17 protein-coding genes, 1 tRNA gene and 1 pseudogene are annotated in these 16573 nt (G+C 58.2%); all 19 read right to left on the bottom strand.

Translation table 11 applies throughout. The features are described from left to right. Positions 1–4: 4 nt before the first annotated feature. On the bottom strand, positions 5–403 hold the full coding sequence (locus PP4_RS27825) for a type III secretion system chaperone (RefSeq protein ID WP_016498787.1): 399 nt from the start codon (positions 401–403) through the stop codon (positions 5–7). A gap of 285 nt (positions 404–688) precedes the next feature. Next, entirely contained in the window at positions 689–1135 is a 447-nt protein-coding gene (locus PP4_RS08540) for a hypothetical protein (RefSeq protein ID WP_016498786.1), read from the bottom strand. Next, on the bottom strand, positions 1125–1844 hold the full coding sequence (locus PP4_RS08535; protein WP_167332717.1) for an oxygen-regulated invasion protein OrgB: 720 nt from the start codon (positions 1842–1844) through the stop codon (positions 1125–1127). The genes PP4_RS08540 and PP4_RS08535 overlap by 11 nt, the downstream gene beginning before the upstream one ends. Then, positions 1816–2388, bottom strand: coding sequence for a hypothetical protein (locus PP4_RS08530; protein WP_016498784.1), 573 nt, complete (start codon positions 2386–2388; stop codon positions 1816–1818). Before PP4_RS08530 ends, PP4_RS08535 begins: the two co-directional genes overlap by 29 nt. Before the next feature lie 108 nt (positions 2389–2496). Beyond that, positions 2497–2949, bottom strand: a pseudogene (locus PP4_RS08525) (EscU/YscU/HrcU family type III secretion system export apparatus switch protein); the annotation flags it as partial. Position 2950: 1 nt separating this feature from the next. Next, positions 2951–3730, bottom strand: coding sequence for a type III secretion system export apparatus subunit SctT (sctT, locus tag PP4_RS08520; protein ID WP_016498782.1), 780 nt, complete (start codon positions 3728–3730; stop codon positions 2951–2953). Positions 3731–3736: 6 nt separating this feature from the next. Continuing rightward, positions 3737–3991, bottom strand: a complete 255-nt coding sequence (locus tag PP4_RS08515; RefSeq protein WP_016498781.1) for an EscS/YscS/HrcS family type III secretion system export apparatus protein — start codon at positions 3989–3991, stop codon at positions 3737–3739. A gap of 9 nt (positions 3992–4000) precedes the next feature. Next, complete coding sequence (locus PP4_RS08510; protein WP_041167661.1) at positions 4001–4663, bottom strand: EscR/YscR/HrcR family type III secretion system export apparatus protein; 663 nt, start codon at positions 4661–4663, stop codon at positions 4001–4003. Then, entirely contained in the window at positions 4656–5564 is a 909-nt protein-coding gene (locus tag PP4_RS08505; protein WP_016498779.1) for a FliM/FliN family flagellar motor switch protein, read from the bottom strand. Before PP4_RS08505 ends, PP4_RS08510 begins: the two co-directional genes overlap by 8 nt. Then, a complete protein-coding gene (locus PP4_RS08500) occupies positions 5561–6547 on the bottom strand; it encodes a SpaN/EivJ family type III secretion system needle length determinant (RefSeq protein WP_016498778.1) in 987 nt (328 codons plus the stop codon). Before PP4_RS08500 ends, PP4_RS08505 begins: the two co-directional genes overlap by 4 nt. Further along, positions 6544–6999 (bottom strand): hypothetical protein, encoded by a 456-nt coding sequence (locus tag PP4_RS08495; protein WP_016498777.1) that lies wholly within the window; start codon positions 6997–6999, stop codon positions 6544–6546. Before PP4_RS08495 ends, PP4_RS08500 begins: the two co-directional genes overlap by 4 nt. Then, complete coding sequence (gene sctN / locus PP4_RS08490) at positions 6983–8284, bottom strand: type III secretion system ATPase SctN (protein ID WP_016498776.1); 1302 nt, start codon at positions 8282–8284, stop codon at positions 6983–6985. Before sctN ends, PP4_RS08495 begins: the two co-directional genes overlap by 17 nt. 11 nt (positions 8285–8295) lie before the next feature. Next, entirely contained in the window at positions 8296–10347 is a 2052-nt protein-coding gene (locus PP4_RS08485) for an EscV/YscV/HrcV family type III secretion system export apparatus protein (protein ID WP_016498775.1), read from the bottom strand. 21 nt (positions 10348–10368) lie between these two features. Further along, entirely contained in the window at positions 10369–11472 is a 1104-nt protein-coding gene (gene sctW, locus PP4_RS08480; protein ID WP_016498774.1) for a type III secretion system gatekeeper subunit SctW, read from the bottom strand. Position 11473: 1 nt separating this feature from the next. Next, positions 11474–13033, bottom strand: a complete 1560-nt coding sequence (sctC, locus tag PP4_RS08475; protein WP_016498773.1) for a type III secretion system outer membrane ring subunit SctC — start codon at positions 13031–13033, stop codon at positions 11474–11476. A 106-nt stretch (positions 13034–13139) separates the two neighbouring features. Further along, a complete protein-coding gene (locus PP4_RS08470) occupies positions 13140–13664 on the bottom strand; it encodes a helix-turn-helix domain-containing protein (protein WP_080642770.1) in 525 nt (174 codons plus the stop codon). A 620-nt stretch (positions 13665–14284) separates the two neighbouring features. Then, on the bottom strand, positions 14285–15703 hold the full coding sequence (locus PP4_RS08465) for an IS1182 family transposase (protein WP_016498256.1): 1419 nt from the start codon (positions 15701–15703) through the stop codon (positions 14285–14287). 137 nt (positions 15704–15840) lie between these two features. Continuing rightward, positions 15841–15916, bottom strand: a tRNA-Gly gene (locus tag PP4_RS08460). Positions 15917–15979: 63 nt separating this feature from the next. Beyond that, the gene (gene pgsA, locus PP4_RS08455; RefSeq protein ID WP_016498771.1) at positions 15980–16540 is read right to left on the bottom strand and encodes a CDP-diacylglycerol--glycerol-3-phosphate 3-phosphatidyltransferase; all 561 of its coding nucleotides are present in this window, start codon (positions 16538–16540) and stop codon (positions 15980–15982) included. Positions 16541–16573: the final 33 nt, after the last annotated feature.

Here is a 16573-nt window from a genome sequence, read left to right as displayed (position 1 = left end):
TTACTCAACCAAGGCCCACTGAAAAATCTTTTTTTATGACACTTGCCAGATGAATGAATCCCCTTAAATGCTCGCACATTAAATTCGCGGTCAAGGAATCAATCTGAAGGACCTTAAATATTCTGCATGACTGAGTCGCCTGATGCAGGCCAAACCACGCCCCCTGCATAAATGAATAATCTGCGTTTAATTCCAGTAATTTATTCATCCACGCGGAATCACCCACTCTTAACCCGGAAAAATTGTGATGCAACAATAAGTGACTTCCATCATCTGCAACTTCAACACCCCATTTTTCTCCATTCGCCTGTTGAAAACACACAGCCCCAGTAGTAAGACTTAGCGCCAACCCTTGCATAGAGCTAAATTCCGATATTATTTTTTCAGCATAATAAAATGACATGAGCCCCCTCATGAAGTCCCTCGAAATCTGAGGATGTCATTTACCTTGCAAATGACATCTCACTGACCATACTTGGACTTATCAAATAACCACAGCACGCCCGGCTTAATTTTGTGCGTCATGCTGCGCAACAGGATCACCGCTAGATTCGATAGGCGGGCGCAGTACGATCACATAGATTCGGCGGAATGCCCCTTGGCCAGCAAGAGCCAGCGGCATGGCTTACGTGACCTGCACAAAAATAACCTAGACAGCACCCCACCCACTAAAAACATCAACAGACAACTACCAACTGATATTTTCGCGACTGTCTTCGTCCTCAGATGGTTGAAACACTTCCTGCATAAATTGGTTAACGAACATATTCGCGGATGAAACCGACACCAGTGCAGCTTTTATCTCCTTATAAGTCTCACTGTCTTCCAAGCCCTGCTCTTTCAGCCGCACCATCACCTGCGTCAACGCATCCATTTGCTTCTGCGTCGTTTTATAGGGCAGCTCGCCACCGGCATTCGCGTATTGTTTCAAGTAACCCTGAATGCTGCCCGGCGAGGGTGCCGTGGACGCTATCCACTTCATGAACTCATCGTAGAACTGCGCAAACTCAGGATCCGGATCAGAACGGGTTTCCCCGCCCTGAAGCCCTATGCGCTGGTCCAGGGGTACAATCGCCTCTGTGCCTCGGGGCAAGGCGTGGGCGGGACCCGCGAGCGAATAGCTGTCAATGTTCATCACTGTTCTCCGATTCAGAAACAGGGTTAGGGACATCGCCCCCTTTGTTCAGGTCGGCAGCCCAACTGACGAGAACGCGCATCGACGCTTCATCCAGCTCGCGCACGCTCTCCGGTAACTGCTTGAGTTGGGCGATCAGGCGCAGCGACAGGCGCTCCTGGGTGGCGCCGATGTCGAGTTCGACAACTTGATCCGCCAGGCGAAACAAGTAGCGTTCCTGGGCATGGAAACGGATATCCACACGCTCGACTCCCAAGCCCGTCAACTTGTTTTTAAGCGCCAGCTGTTGGGCTTTGCATCGCAGCGGCAGGATAACCTGCAGCGGCTCCTGGCCTTGACCTGTCCAGCCATCCTGCCAGCGCTCCAGCAGCGCATCGAGCAGTCGTTCATCCATCAGCAAATCCCCCAGCAATGACCGGGCGGCCTGTGCCAGTTCAGCTTGCAGCGCGCTCGCCATTAGCCGCGACCGCAGCAGAAGCCCGCTCAGGTCAGCAGCAGCTTGTAGCACCCCCTGGGAATAACCTTCCTGAAAGGCGTTCGCACGGACAATGTCAGCCTCTTGTTGCGCCTCTTCCATACAGGACCTGGCACGCTCGCGGGCTTGCTGCATCAACAGCCGGCGATTGCGCGCAGCCGTCCGCTCTTCATGCCTCATCAGGAGGGCATCCGTCGACGGAATATCAACAAGCGTTCTGATGGATTCGAGCATGTTGTACCGCCAAGATAAAAAGTGATGGATTCGGCGCCAGTAGCGGCAACGTTTGCTGGAGCTCGACAACGGGTGGTGAGAACTGCAAGAACAGACGCTGCATGAGCGCCTCCGGGATGTGTTGATGCCAAGCTGCCAAGGCAGCTAGCCCCAGGGCACTGAGCGACTGCTCAAGCCCATCCGCTTCGCTGACCGCGACCATTGGCCGATTGCCCAGATCGATACGGGCGAAGGCTCTTGTCGGCGCACTGAGCTCACGTATCCGCGCCCCGCGAGCCAGCCGCGGCCACATCAGGTGCGCCCCCATTAGACGGGAGACTACGGGCAACTGCTGCCAATTCGCGATCCAGCAATCAGTCCATGGATTGCGCTTGAGTTGCTGCGGATCGGGACCACTGAGTTCCAACCTCCTTAGTAACGATTGGTTGAGCAACGCCCGGGTTGCCGGCTCGCCAAACAGCGCTGGCACAACACCCCGCTGCGGATGCAGATAGTCCAGCGGCTGCTGCAGGATCGCGCGCAGCGCTTCAGTTCGGCGGGGCATGTTCGATCTCTTTCGGCTTCCGATACAGCACGACCCAGTACGCTACCGCAGCCAGAATGCCTAACAAGAAAATGCCATAGAGCCAGGGAAACCCGGACACGCGAGGCTCCATAATGCGAGCACGAAACTACCCAGATACAACAGGGCTTTAACGGCATCCTTCAGTGTTCTGAGACTGAACAGCTTTTTGAAACCGTTTACCGGGTTGAGTGCTCCGAAGTTCAGCTTCAGGGCCTCGCTGGCAATGGCCAGGCCTGTCTGCAACAACGTGGGCAAGGCGCTGGCGAGAAAGCACACGACGATCAGCGGGGCGACGACCTGGAGCAACAGCACCCCCAGCTCTGCAGCATAACGCTGCTGATCTGCCGCGAAACCCGAGGCGATTATGCGTCGATAAACCTCCATTACCTCCAGCAAGCTACCGTTGCTCGTCAGATAGATAATCGCGCACAGCATCAGGCAGGAACTGGAGAGATCCTTGGCCTTGAAGGTCTGGCCCTTTTTCGCCGCGTCGCGACGCTTCTTGGCGGTGGGTTTTTCGGTTTTCGAGGCGCTGGACATATCAGTGGGCCTCTGGCAGTACGAACCACTGGGCAAGCTGATCCGGCTTGATGGCCATGCGCAGTATTTCGTCCGGCAGGTGAACACCCAGATACTGAATCAACACCAGTAACGCGATGGCTCCCTTTACAGTGAGCGACACTGAAAACGCGTTCATTTGCGGCGCAAAACGCGCCAGTAGGCCGAGCAGCGCCTCGGTGAGCAACAAGGTCGCCACCACCGGTGCACTGATGATCAGCGTTTTGCTGATCAACGGATCGAGCAGCCCGAGCAACGGCTGGATCTGCAGTTCGCATCCGGATACCGGCGAGCAGAGTTGGTAGCTGCGGCTCAGGGTTTCCACCAGCAACCTCATGCCCCCACCCTCCAGGTAGATCACTGCCGCGAACAGCTGGAGAAAATTGGCCAGCTCCGAGGTGTCGTCGCCGTTGGCCGGATCGACTGTGCTACTGAGCATCGCTCCGCGCTGGTTATCGATCAGGTTGCCCATGGCGTGCAACAACCAGAACGGCCAGGACAACAGGCAGCCGAGAATCACGCCCACTCCGGCCTCCCGCAACAACAACCCGTAGAAGCCAAGCGAGTCCAGACGGGGCAGCGTACCGGCGGTATAAGGCCAGAGCGCCATGCCAACCAGCACAATCACGGCGTTTCGTGGTGCTCCGGTAAGCACGCGGCTGTTGAGAAACGGCAACATGAAAAACACCGGTGCCAGGCGAGCGAAGCAAATCACCGCACCGGCCAGCCAGCCATGCAGGTCAAAAAAAAGGCTTACGTTCATCCAGATTCACTTCAGGGCCAGACGCATGACTTCCCGGCTGAAGCCCAGCAGCGTCTCGCCGTACCAGCCAGAAAGCAGAAACAGACAGATCGACACCGCCAGCAGCTTGAAGCCGAAGGGCAAGGTTTGCTCCTGAAGCTGGGTCACGGTCTGAAACAGACCGATCAGCAATCCCACCAACGTAGCGACGATGATCGGCCAGGCCACGAGGATCAATATCAGGTACAAGGTTTGGTTACCGGCAAACACCAGGTCATTCATCGCGGCGTCTCATTGAGCCAGGGACAGGTATTGTCCAACCAGTCCGGTAGAAAGCAGCGACCAGCCATCCAGCGCAACGAACAGCACCAGCTTGATAGGTACCGAGATGATCACCGGGCTCATCATCATCATGCCCAGGGCAAGCAAGATACTGGAAACCACCAGATCGACGATGACGAAAGGCAGATACAAGTAGAAACCGATCTTGAAGGCGGCTTTGATTTCGCTCAGTGCATAGGCAGGCAGCAACGCGAACAACGACGGCTCCAGCCTTTCATCGAACTCGCTGTTGACGGCCCTCGGGTCCTCGCGCGCGATCTGTGCCCGCTCGAAGAACTGTGCCAGGTCCGGGTCGGTGTACCTGGCCAGATATTCGCGATAACCGCCCAGACCGTTATCGAGGAAGTCGACCACCGCATCGATGCGGGTAAATTCCACACGATTTTCCTTGTAATAGTCATAGCCCTGCTGCACCACGGGGCTCATGACGAACATCGCCAGCAGCAGCGCAACGGCGTTGAGGGTCATGTTCGATGGCACCTGCTGCAGGCCCAGAGCATTACGCACGATAACGAAGACAATCGAGAACTTGATGTAGCAGGTGCCCGCAGCGATCAGGAATGGCAGCAATGAAGCCACTGCCAACAGCCCAATCATTGAAATGTCATTCATTACCGATGCCCCGACCCACCTCACGCAGTTCGACACCCAGGCGATCGCCAAACTGAACCAGCTCACCTACAGCGATACACTTGCCACCGACACGAACTTCGACGTTGCTCGCGGCCGTAGCCTCCAGGGGCAGAACCTGGCGCTCGATGAACTCGTTGAGCGTAGCCATGCTCAGGGTGAGTTCGCCCAGCACGAATTCAAGTTTCACCGGCAGCTCAGAGAGCATGCAGGGAGCGCTCGGCGACGGGGTATCCGGGGGAGAGAGTTTCATATGCAGCCCTTGCTTGACGAAGGTGAACTGGCCGATACACCGATCGGCCATGAAGAGTTGTCGGGTTTGCTGGGCGATGACCAGCACATCGCCCCTCGCCAGTTGCCGAGAGGGCAATCGAGCCAGTTCGCTGTTGCCGAGCACGATTCGCAGAACCTGCGGCACTGCCTGCACCCAAGCCTGTAGTGAGCGCGACGGCTCCTTGCGCTGGCTCGGCCCTTCCATGACCCACAAGTCGCTCTGGGCCGTTGCAATACAGGGCAGACGAGCCCCTTGCAGCGCCTCTCCCTGAATGAGCGTGAACTCGAACAGGCGCTGGTAGTCCAGCAGGTCAGGCGCGATTTCGATGGGCCGGCTTATCGCCGCGAACAGCTCCAGAATCTCCTGACCCGCGCCTTCCTGATGCAGCCATTGCGACCATTGCGGCGCCACCGCTTGCATCCACTCGCGAGCCCCGATCATGCCTTGCCAGGTACCGTGGCAACCTTGTGCCCGGAAGGCTATATAACGTGTCTCTGGCGACAGGTGGCTCAACCGCACAGGGTGCCCCTCACGCTGCCAGCGGGCCACCGCCTGGCGCCGCTCAGAATCACGTAGCGCAACGCAGCGCAAGAACAGAGTGGATGTCACGTCTGATGCTCTCCCCGCTCTCTTCTTTCCCGAAGCGCTTGACGGCTCGGCTCTTCGACCTCCTCATCCGGTCGTTCCGGCTCTCGCCCCTGACGGAATTCATGCCCCTGCTGGTCAGTCAAACGCCAGCGCGCATCCGGCGCCTGCGCCAGGTTGTCGCTCAAATAGCTGAAAACCAAGGCACTGCTTGGATTGAGCAGCAACTGCTCGGGGCGTTCGGCGCCTGCCTTGCTGACCGTAATCAGACCAACAGCATCACCTTTGCTGAAGGGCACCTGGAGGTAGTTCTTCGCCTCCCTGACAATGCTGGCTTCAGGCGCCGAGTTCGCTCCAGCGGTCGCTTTGGCAGGCACCGCCACACGCGTGGGCTGGTTCAGATACGATGACTTTGCCAGCACTGGCAATGGCTGCGCCGGTAATGCTTGAGGAGTTTCCTGTTTTATCAGCCTATCGCCTACAGGTTGACCGGAAGCCAAAGGCGCACTGGCAACAGCCGTCTGATCAGGCACGTGCGCCGGCATGGCGAGCGGTAAGCGGGTAGACGACAATGGCGCTTTCTGCTCCGCCGGCGCATCGGCGGCAGCCTGATCGAGACTGGCGAGGGCACTGGCAATGGGCGCCTGAACAAGCACCTGCGCAGTGACCGGCAAGCGGTCCGTCAGCGGCAACCGAGCATTAACCAGGGCCGGCGATGAAGGCACGCAAGGCTGCTTCATGGGTAGATGCATCGGCTGAGCCTCCGATACCTTACCCAATGTGGACTCAGTGCCCGCCCCCGAGCGCAGCGCTGGCAGCGATAACTGCAGCGGGAGCTCGCGCAATGGTTGCAATTGCGCCAACAACATCAGCGCACCCTGGGGCAATTCGTCCAGTGCATCACGGTCGTCAGAGACTCGCGATTGGTCTTTATGGCCGGGCTCCTCGCTGGCCAAAAGATCCCTTACCGGACGGAGTTGCGCAGCAGGAAGTCTCACTATGCTCATTTCCAAATCACCAACAGTTCATCGATGTCATTTTCTTCCTCGCGCAACCGACGTGAACGACGCTCGCCCAGCAAACGTTGCTCCAGACTCCGGTACTTCAAATGCTTCCTCTGCAGCGCCTTGCGACGCCCTTGCAAGCGCTCGACCTCTTGAGCCACCTCCTGGTGCTGCTCCACCACGCGGATGCGTTCCAAGGCCAAGTTACCGATCTGCCGCCGAATGACAGCCTGACGCCGCAACAGCGCCAGCAACTGCGCATGGCTCAACCGCTGGTTCTGGGGACGCTGACTTATCAAGAGCTCACTGAGCCCAAGTGACTGCTGTTCGATCTGCTGCAACTCACGCTCAAGTGGAGCCAGTGCGCGCACGGCCTTATCAAGCCCTCGTTCACACTCATCCTGCCGACGATCGCTGAACGCCTGCAGGCGCCGGACACTAGCCAAGGAGACCATGCAGGCTCTCCAGCGTGGCCTGAGGTGCACATCCCTCTTTCAAATCCTGACAAAGCCACGCCATCAAGGCATCGCGACAGGCCATGGCCTGATCGTTGGCGGCATTTTCACCGTGTCGGTATTCCCCCAAATCGAGCAACACCTGCAACGCCTCGAGACGAGCCAACACCTTGCGGGTACTGGCCGCCAGTTGCTGAACATCGGCGCCGGTGACCTGATGCGCGACCCGGCTGGCGCTACGGAGCACATCGATTGCCGGAAAATGACCGCTGGCGGCCAACTTGCGACTCAGGTAGATATGCCCGTCGAGGATGGAGCGAATCTCCTCGGCAATGGGGTCAGTTTCATCGTCGCTTTCCGTCAATACGGTGTAGAACGCAGTAATGCTCCCGTTGGCGGTCACGCCCGGACGCTCCAGCAAACGCGGCAGGGAATCGAACACCGAGGCGGGATAACCGCGCCGCGCCGGTGCCTCCCCCGCCGCCAGCGCGAGGTCTCGGCGGGCGCGGGCGTAACGGCTCATGGAGTCAAGCATCAGCACCACCTGCCGGCCTTGATCACGGAAATACTCAGCGATTGCCGTTGCCTGTAACGCTGCGTTGCAGCGGTCAATCGAGGAGAAGTCCGAGGTCGCGTAGACCACCACGCACCGCGTGCATTTATCAGAATGACGCAACGTCTCGACAAATTCGGTGACCTCCCGCCCTCGCTCACCGATCAGCCCGATAACAAATACATCCGCTTCGCTGTGGGCGATCAGCATGTTCATCAATGAAGTCTTGCCTGATCCGGCGGCGGCAAAAATGCCGATACGTTGGCCTATGCCGCACGTGAGCAGGCCATCGATCGCCCGTACGCCGGTGGCCATCGGCTGGCTCACCGGACGACGCTGGTTGTAGGCTGGGGGAGCAGCATCCACCGGACAGTCGCGACCATCGAATGCATCGCCGGGAGCCAAACGTTCGACTATCCGCCCCTGCGGGTCGATCACACTACCCAGCATGGCAGCGCTGCAATGCAGGCTGAGCAAAGCACCAGTCGGTACAATCAGCGACTCACGGGACAACCCTCGCGCATCACCCAACAAGCTGAGCAATACCGCATCGGGGCTGAAGCCGATCACTTGCGCTCGGGCGCTCACCGCAGCGTGACGCCAGTTGCTTCGCACCTCGCACACTTCGCCGATAACCACATTGTGCAGCGCCGCTTCAAGCAATGGACCATTCAGACGCAGCGGGTGGGCAGCACGGCGCTCCAGCGATGCCTGACTCATTGGCGGTTGCATAAAGCACACTCCTAAAGGGTCTTGATCACTTGTACTGAAATGCTGTCGGAAATCTCACCAAACGACACCACGTCCAGCTCCCGAAAACGGCCCTCAATCAGTTTTTTGATGTAGCGCCGCACATCCACCGAGGCCAGGATGACCATGTCTTTCTGAGGGATGTGCAGGCTATCGAGCCCGACTGCCAGCCGGTCCATAAGCTCTTCGCTGGCCGAAGGCTCCAGGTTGATGAAGCTGCCCGTAGAGGTCTGGCGTATGCCCCTGCGCACCACGTCCTCGAACTCCGGCGAGAGCAGCAACACTCGCAGGTCGTTGCCGTTGGCAAATTTGTTGCTGATGTAGCGCGCCAGGCCGCCGCGCACGTGCTCGACCAAGGCAATCACGTCCTTCTCGCGCAAAGCCCAGTGAGCAAGCGTTTCAAGAATCAGTTTCATGTTGCGCACGGAGATACGCTCGGCGACCAGGCGCTGCAGCAGCTCCGCGACTTTCTGCACCGACGCGTGGCGATAGACTTCTTTGACCAGGTCGGGGTAGCGGGCTTCCATCTCGTCGAGCAGGACCTTGCTTTCCTGCACGCCGAAAAACTCCGAAATATTGCGAGCCAGCAGGGTCACCAGGCAGCGATAGAATTCATCGTAAGCCGGACGCAACTGATGCCCCAGGTTCTGCAGTTTTTCGCGCTCGGTGCTGCGCACCCATACGCTGGTTTGCATATTGCTGTCGACACCCGTGGTCAGATCCAGACCAAGATGCTCAAGCTCCGGCTTGTAATCGACAACACGTAGCAGATCGAAGTGGATATCGAACTGGTCTGCACGCACTTCGTTGATCAATACCGCGACTTGCCCCGGCGGCAGTGAGTCAGTACCGCGCAATCGGGGTTCGGGGATCCGGATGCCGTAATCGATAAAGAACTGACTACGAAAACGCTCACATAACCGAGCAGCGCGCAGTGCTTCGACGCGGGCGCTCGGCACCAGCAGCATCAAGGCGACTGTTTCGGTGGCCATGTTGTCGACGTTCTCGATCAGGCCCAATTCACTTTCGGCATCTCCCTCATCAGCCGCCAAAGGGGTGACGGGGGCGTTACCCGAGGTTTTCTTCTCGAGCCGGTGGCGAAAGAACAGCAAGGCCACCAATGCACTGGCGATGATCAGAAACACCGCGGCCGGGAACCCTGGCAGCATCCCCACACCGACAGCGAGCAAGGCAGTAATACCCAGCACAAAGGGATGCCCCAACAGTTGGGTCATCATGTTGCGCCCCAGGTTGGCTTCGTCTCCGTTGACCCGGGTCACGATGAAACCCGCTCCGATGGCGATCAGCAGCGCGGGAATCTGCGCCACAAGGCCGTCACCGATTGTCAGCAATGTGTAGGTCGACAGCGCCTCGGACATGTCCATTCCCAGCTGCCCGACACCGATTGCGATCCCCCCGAGAAAGTTGACGAAAATGATGATGATCCCGGCGATCGCGTCCCCCTTGATGAACTTCATGGCGCCATCGAAGGATCCATACAACTGGCTTTCGCGCTCTAGCGTACTGCGCCGCTCACGCGCCTCCTTGGCATCGATGACACCGGCCTTGAGGTCGCCATCGATACTCATTTGCTTGCCCGGCATGCCATCAAGGGAGAACCGGGCAGCTACTTCCGCTACGCGCTCGGACCCCTTGGTAATGACGATGAACTGGACGATGGTGACGATAGCGAAGATCACGAAGCCCACCACCAGGCTGTCGCCAATTACAAACTCACCAAAAGACGCGATGATCTCGCCCGCATCCGCCTGCACCAGGATAAGCCGACTGGTACTTATCGATAGCGCCAGCCGGAACAATGTGGTGATCAACAACAGCGCGGGAAAGGTGGAAAAACTCAGGATCCGTTCGATGTAGAACGAGCCCATGAATACCAGGATCGCAATGACGATGTTCAGGCCGATCAGAAAATCCACCAGCGGCGTCGGCAATGGAATGATCAGCATGGCGATGATCATCACCATGAGCGTCAGGATCAGCAGCTCGGGTCGAGAAATGATACTGCGCAAGAATTTATCGAGCATGATAAGTACAGGCCTTGAAAACTAGGAGGGGCAGCGAGCAACCAACGCGGCATGCCGCCCAATGGCTTCATGGGCAAACACCAGGTCCGCCAGGCGCGTGAACTGCTCGGCGATCCGCTCTAGTGCCTGGTCATCGCCAAACAGCTCCTGCGGCAACGCCAGGCAGCTCAGTCGCAACAGTTGCAGCAGTTGGGCGCGCTCATGGTGCGCGATTAGCAACAGTCGCTCCCCCAACAGGCCTGACAGCAAATGGTCGAGCTCGTCGGGAAACTGAAGCAGCCCCAGCATGAACACCAGCCAGTCCGGCTCGCTGGCGTTATGCCGGCAAACCTGTTCCTCTGCGAGCACTCCCCGGATGAACACGACATCGACCGAACGCAGGCGCTTGATATCACCCAGTTTTCCTAACAGCTGCCCAAACTCGTCACGAGAACAACTGGGGTCGTGGGCATCGATGTCGGTCAGTAACGCAGCCTCGATGAACTCCAGGACCGAGCCTCGATGCCGGTAGCCGTAGATAGCTATCCAGTCCTCATAAGACTCGACCGGACCGCCTTCAAACTCCAAAAACGAACGATAGGTGTCACGCAGCAAGGCCGCTCGCAACGCCAGCGCCTTGCCGAACATCTTGGCTTTCAGGGCCGAATTGATACCGGCCTTCAAACGCTTGGGCGGCGACTGAACGAGCACCTGTTGCAGTAACGCCTCCAGACGCTGGCGAGTCGCTTCAGCCATCACTTTTTCACGCAACAGTTCGCGCAGTACCAGCACCAGATCACTGTCATCGGGGAACAGCCCCCGAGCCTGCGCCAGCATCCATTCGATGCTGCGCTCAGCGAGTTTGGCCAGCGACTGGATCTGCCGAGCCTTGGGAACCACATCTTCATCCAGGACCCGCTCGAAGCTTTCCGCAAAGCCTTCGAACTTGCTGCCGAAATCGCCTCTTCGGCGAAACTGAGAACGCAGAGCAGCCGCCATCTCATCGCTGTCCTCAACAAAGCGCTGGACGCTGGCTGCCGGGGTAGCGTCGTCGTCAGGCGCTGCAGCGACCTTGGGCTGGGGCTCGCTGCTCTGATGCGGGCGCAACATCGGCATGCGCAATGGCACTTGGCCAATAGTTGCCATATCAGCGCTCCAGCACGCGAAGCACCGCGCGCTCGGCCGGATCACGGGCCACATTGCCGATCACTTGCGAACCAATCTGCATAGCGCCTGGTTCCAAGGGGCTATCGAGCTCTCTAGGTTGAATCAGGAACACCCGGACCGTGTTGGCTTGACGGGTCTGCCGATAACTGAACACCCTCCCCAGATAAGGAATATGCCCCAGCAGCGGGATACGCTTGATCACCTCTGCACGCTCGTCACGGGTGAAGCCTCCGACCAGCAAGCTTTTACCCTGTGGCACGCGAGCAACAGTACTGATACGCGTTCGGCCAACGGTCGGCAGCGTGTCGGCCCCTGAGGACTGCTCCCTGGCCGACTCGACCACACTGCCGTCCTCGATGTTGAGTGCCATCTCGACCTCTCCGGAGGGTGAAAGCCGTGGCAAGACGCTGACCAAGGTGCCGTAAGTGACGTGTTCAAGTTGAACACTGCGCTCACCAATCAGTCGCGCATAAAACGTGCGGTTATTGTCGAAAATCGCTGGGACGTTTTCTTGAGTCAGCACGACTGGCCGCGAAACCACCCGTGCGCGGTTGTCGGTTTCCAGCGCTGAAATCGCAGCCATGAACGAAGCGCTATCCAGTGTGCTCAGCGAGCCGCCATTGAGCGATGCCGCCACCTTCGAGCCGACCTTGAACGACCCCCTCCAATCGACTCCCAACTCATTGAGATCGTCTTTATGCAGATCGATGATCCACAGGGACAGTTCGACATGACGTTTTGGTTCATCGAGCGCTGCTACCAGATTCTCAATAAACTGCACCTGTTCCGGGAGCCCCTTGACCAACAGGCTATTGGTGTCGGGGTAGGCCACTACGCGGATATTGCCCGCAGCCAGATCGCGCGCGATGATCTGCCGCGATGTGTTGTCGCCAGATGCGGCTTCGTGGGCTCCCAGCTCCTCCAATGGGAAGCTCGGCATGCCACCCGGATGCCCTTCAGCATCCTTGTGGATCACTGCGTCGGCACCACGGCCTTCACCCTTGAGCAGAGTCTCGATAGCCGTCGCAATGCCGGGTACCGTGATGCTTTGCTCGCGCAACTCGTACGTGCGGTCTGCAACGAAGGTATTGCGCAGATTGATAACGCCAATGCGCTGCTGTCCGAGTTGCAAGCTGGCACTTTGGTTATCCATGAATTGCGCGGCCTGTGCCACCAAGTCGACATAGATCGGCGGGCCAGAAATGTAGAAGGTCCGCAAGCCATCGTGCCGCAGAGGGTATCGGGTATCGCGCAAACCGGAGCTGCGCAGGAAGGCATCCAGCTTATGGACAGTGATGGTATTCAGCGAGATAACGGCGCTTTTCGCCTCGGCCGCCTCATAGATGTACAACGTCTGACCATCGCTGTACCAGACCAGCCCCATTTGCCGAACAACACGCTCCAAAGTCTGCTGCGGTGCGACCATTGAAAAATCGCCACTGATGGTGCGGCGAGCAGCTGCTTTGCTGAGAATGACCGGCTTGTCCAAAGACGCTGACAATGCGTCGAAGAACGTACGCAGGCCTTCTTGACGAGCCACATAGCCCTCTTTTGCATGTACGGAGGCAACCGATAAAGCCGCCGGCAACATACAACAAAGCGCTAGCATGAACGCGCGCGGGCACATAGTTTTAACCATCATGAGTTCATTCGCTCGAAAGGCGGGTTATATCGATCAAACTACTCGGCGCAACCCCGACCAGCTCTCGAATCTCTTTGGAAAAATGCGAGGAAGAGGCATAACCAAACTCCAAGGCAACGTCGGTGAGCGAAGCAGCACCTTCAACCATGCTCAGAAGCGCACGGGCCGTACGCCACCCACGCAACTCGGACTTGGCTGCACCACCCAGCGCTTGACGGCAAAGCCTTCGAAAGTGCGAGACCGATACGCCATATCGACCAGCAAGGTCCTGGAGCTTTTCCCTACCCGAGCCTTGCTCCAACAAAAAACCGAGCAGTTGATAACTCTCACTACTGCGTAAATGACAGGCGAAAGCTCGATAGGCCACACCACCCTGCAACGCAAGGCTGAGATACCAGGACTCCAGCCCCGGGTCCGCGCCCCCCTGACCAAGGCCTTCGCTCAGTACGCCCCAGGGCTCGCTGCGGGCAGGCCGCACCCCAGACACGTCCCCCTGATCGATAAAAAACTGCAATTTGAAGAGGCTCATTTGCGACAACGGGAGCACCCAGGCACTTCCACTGAGCACTTGCAACCCGGGACGTACAACCAACAAGCCCTGCCACCCAGGCGCCAGGCACAATGGGGCCGAATGCTCGCGATGCGCGAGGCACAAAATGTCGCAACCATTGCGAATACGAAGAACCTGCTCACCAGACTTAACAACGGCACACCAATGCCTCAGGGTTACAGCTGAGTCCGGTTTTTCGCCGGCTCCCACATCAGCTACCACCATCACAATCACCCGGAATACATTCCCAGCTACTATGATGAAGATCCGCCGAACAATCTTGATGAGAAGCTGATGGCCATCGCCAATGGATGGCGCTAACGCCTGTCAAACAGGCCGCCGTTGCGTCCGTCAGAAACGTGAGTTCGAAGACCGTGAGGGGTTTCTGGGGTGCAGTGGTGTTGGTCTACCGGCATACCCAGGGCACCGGCCGGGGGTTGGCTGCTGGCACGTCGATGTCGGGCTGAGAGGGGGACTGAGGCAGAATGCGCCGGAACGAAAAAAGGCCCCGAACAGACTGTGTGAAAACGCACTGGTAGGCCCTATACCAAACGCCCCGACTTGTTCGGGGCGTTTGTTTTTGTGCTGAAAAAGGCCCTTCAGCCCATCAGTTGCATGATTTGCTTGGCACCCAGGACACTAATCGCCCGCTTGAGGTTGTAAGCGGTCACAGCGAGAGCCATTTCAGCTCTTGTGCCTGCGAGTTGTCGCAGCAGGAAGCGCCCGTTGCCAAACAGCCATTGTTTGAGATTGCCAAACGGGTGCTCCACGATGGATCTGCGCCGTTCCATCATCTCTGGATGCATCTGCATCCGCTGCGCCATACGCTCAAAGGCTTCCTCTTGAGCGTGGCGCGAGACATAGCGGCGCTTGGCCGTCGTGCATTGGGATTTCAGCGTGCACCCGGCGCAATCACTGATCGCCGCCTGGTAGATCCGGTCGCCCTTGTGACGCTGCTTCAGCGTTAGCCACTGCCCTGCCGGGCACTGGTACCGATCCTGTTCGGCGTCGTAGGTAAAGTCCTTGCGCTCGAATAATGCCTCACCGCCTGGGTTCGAGGTTCGGTTTGGCGGAACGTACGCGGTAATGGAGGCTTCCTCACATGCCTGGAACTGCTGGCCATTCGAGTAACCCATATCAGCTGTAACGGTCAGCGCTTTCTGTTTCAGCTCAGCCTTGGCCGCTTTAGCCATGGGTTCAAGCTGCTTGCGATCATCGCCCTCTTGCGTCACCTCGTGATGCAAAATCAGGCAGTGTTCTGCGTCAACGGCGGTCTGCACGTTATAGGCAACCCGCGCTCCTTTGGGAGTGCGCATCATGCGGGCATCGCTTTCGTGCGTGTTGAATTGCTCCAGCCCCATTGATTTCATCAAGGCCTGGCAAGTGCGGTTGTCTTGCTGCTTGGCCTCAAGCTTCGCCAAGGCCGCTTTGATCGCAGTGCGATCGACCACTTGCTCGCCCTCAGACTTGTCAGCGGCATCCAGATCAGCCAGATATTGGGCGATCCGCTTGTCCAGTTTCTCATCCTGACGCTTGAGTTGACTCAGGTTCAAATGGCGCCGGGGGGAAGCGACCGCCTGAAACTTGCTGCCGTCGATGGCAACCAAGTCACCAGCAATCAAACCGGCGGTTCGGCAGAACTGTACAAACGCCCGGCACGTCGCAACGAAAGCGGCTTTGTTGTTCTTGCGAAAGTCAGCGATGGTCTTGAAGTCAGGTTTGAGCCGGTTGATCAGCCACATCACCTCGATGTTGCGCTGGCACTCGGCTTCCAAACGCCGCGAGGAACGGATGCGCTGAAAATAGCCATAGAGGTAGAGCTTGAGCTGATCGGCGGGGTCGTAGGCGGGGCGCCCTATGGCCTTGGATTGCGCTTTTTCGAAGCCGAGCTGGCCCAGGTCGAGCCTGGCGACATACAGGTCAATGACCCGTACGAGGTGATCTTCCGGGATCAGCTCCTCCAGCGAGACCGGGAACAGACTGGTCTGGCTGCGAGACTCTCCTTGTATGTAGGCCATAACGAAAAATGCTCCGTATCTTCCGATACGGAGCATTCTCTTAAAGGGCCGGGCAGAATGCTAGGTTTTCACACAGTCTGCGAAGGGCCTTTTTTCGACGACTTACAGACTTCGAGCGAAACCTGTAGATCTTTATTTGGAGCGGGAAACGAGACTCGAACTCGCGACCCCGACCTTGGCAAGGTCGTGCTCTACCAACTGAGCTATTCCCGCGTCGTGATGGGTGCCATTCTAGCGATTTCTAAAACAGCGTCAACCCCTTGATTCAAAAAAAGTTTATTTCTGCTCGGAGCCTTCGCGCAGGTGCGGCCAGGCAGCCAGCAGGTAGTGCACCATCGACCACAGCGTCAGCCCCGCCGCCACCAGCAGCAGCCCGTAGCCCAGAATCACCCAGAACGTTACCGCTGGCGGGTTGGCCAGCAGGATCACCAGCGCCAGCATCTGCGCCGCGGTCTTCCACTTGCCAAGGTTGGATACCGCCACATGCGCCCGCGCACCCAGCTCGGCCATCCACTCGCGCAGTGCCGACACCACGATTTCGCGGCCAATGATGACCGCCGCCGGCAGGGTCAGCCAGAAGTTGGCGTGGGTCTGTACCAGCAGCACCAACGCCACCGCCACCATCAGCTTGTCGGCCACCGGGTCGAGGAAGGCACCGAACGGCGTGCTCTGCTGCAGGCGACGCGCCAGGTAGCCGTCCAGCCAGTCGGTGGCGGCGGCAACGGCAAACACGCTGCTGGCTGCCATGTAGCTCCAGTGATAGGGCATGTAGAACAGCAGAATGAAGCACGGAATGAGCAGGACGCGTAGAACGGTGAGCAGGTTTGGAATATTCATCGGTACGACTGGCTGCAAGTTGAGCCCGGCATT

The organism is Pseudomonas putida NBRC 14164 (assembly GCF_000412675.1).
GTDB lineage: Bacteria > Pseudomonadota > Gammaproteobacteria > Pseudomonadales > Pseudomonadaceae > Aquipseudomonas > Aquipseudomonas putida.
The sequence above is the reverse complement of the archived record's forward strand: the minus strand, read 5'-3'. Positions and strand labels throughout refer to the sequence as shown.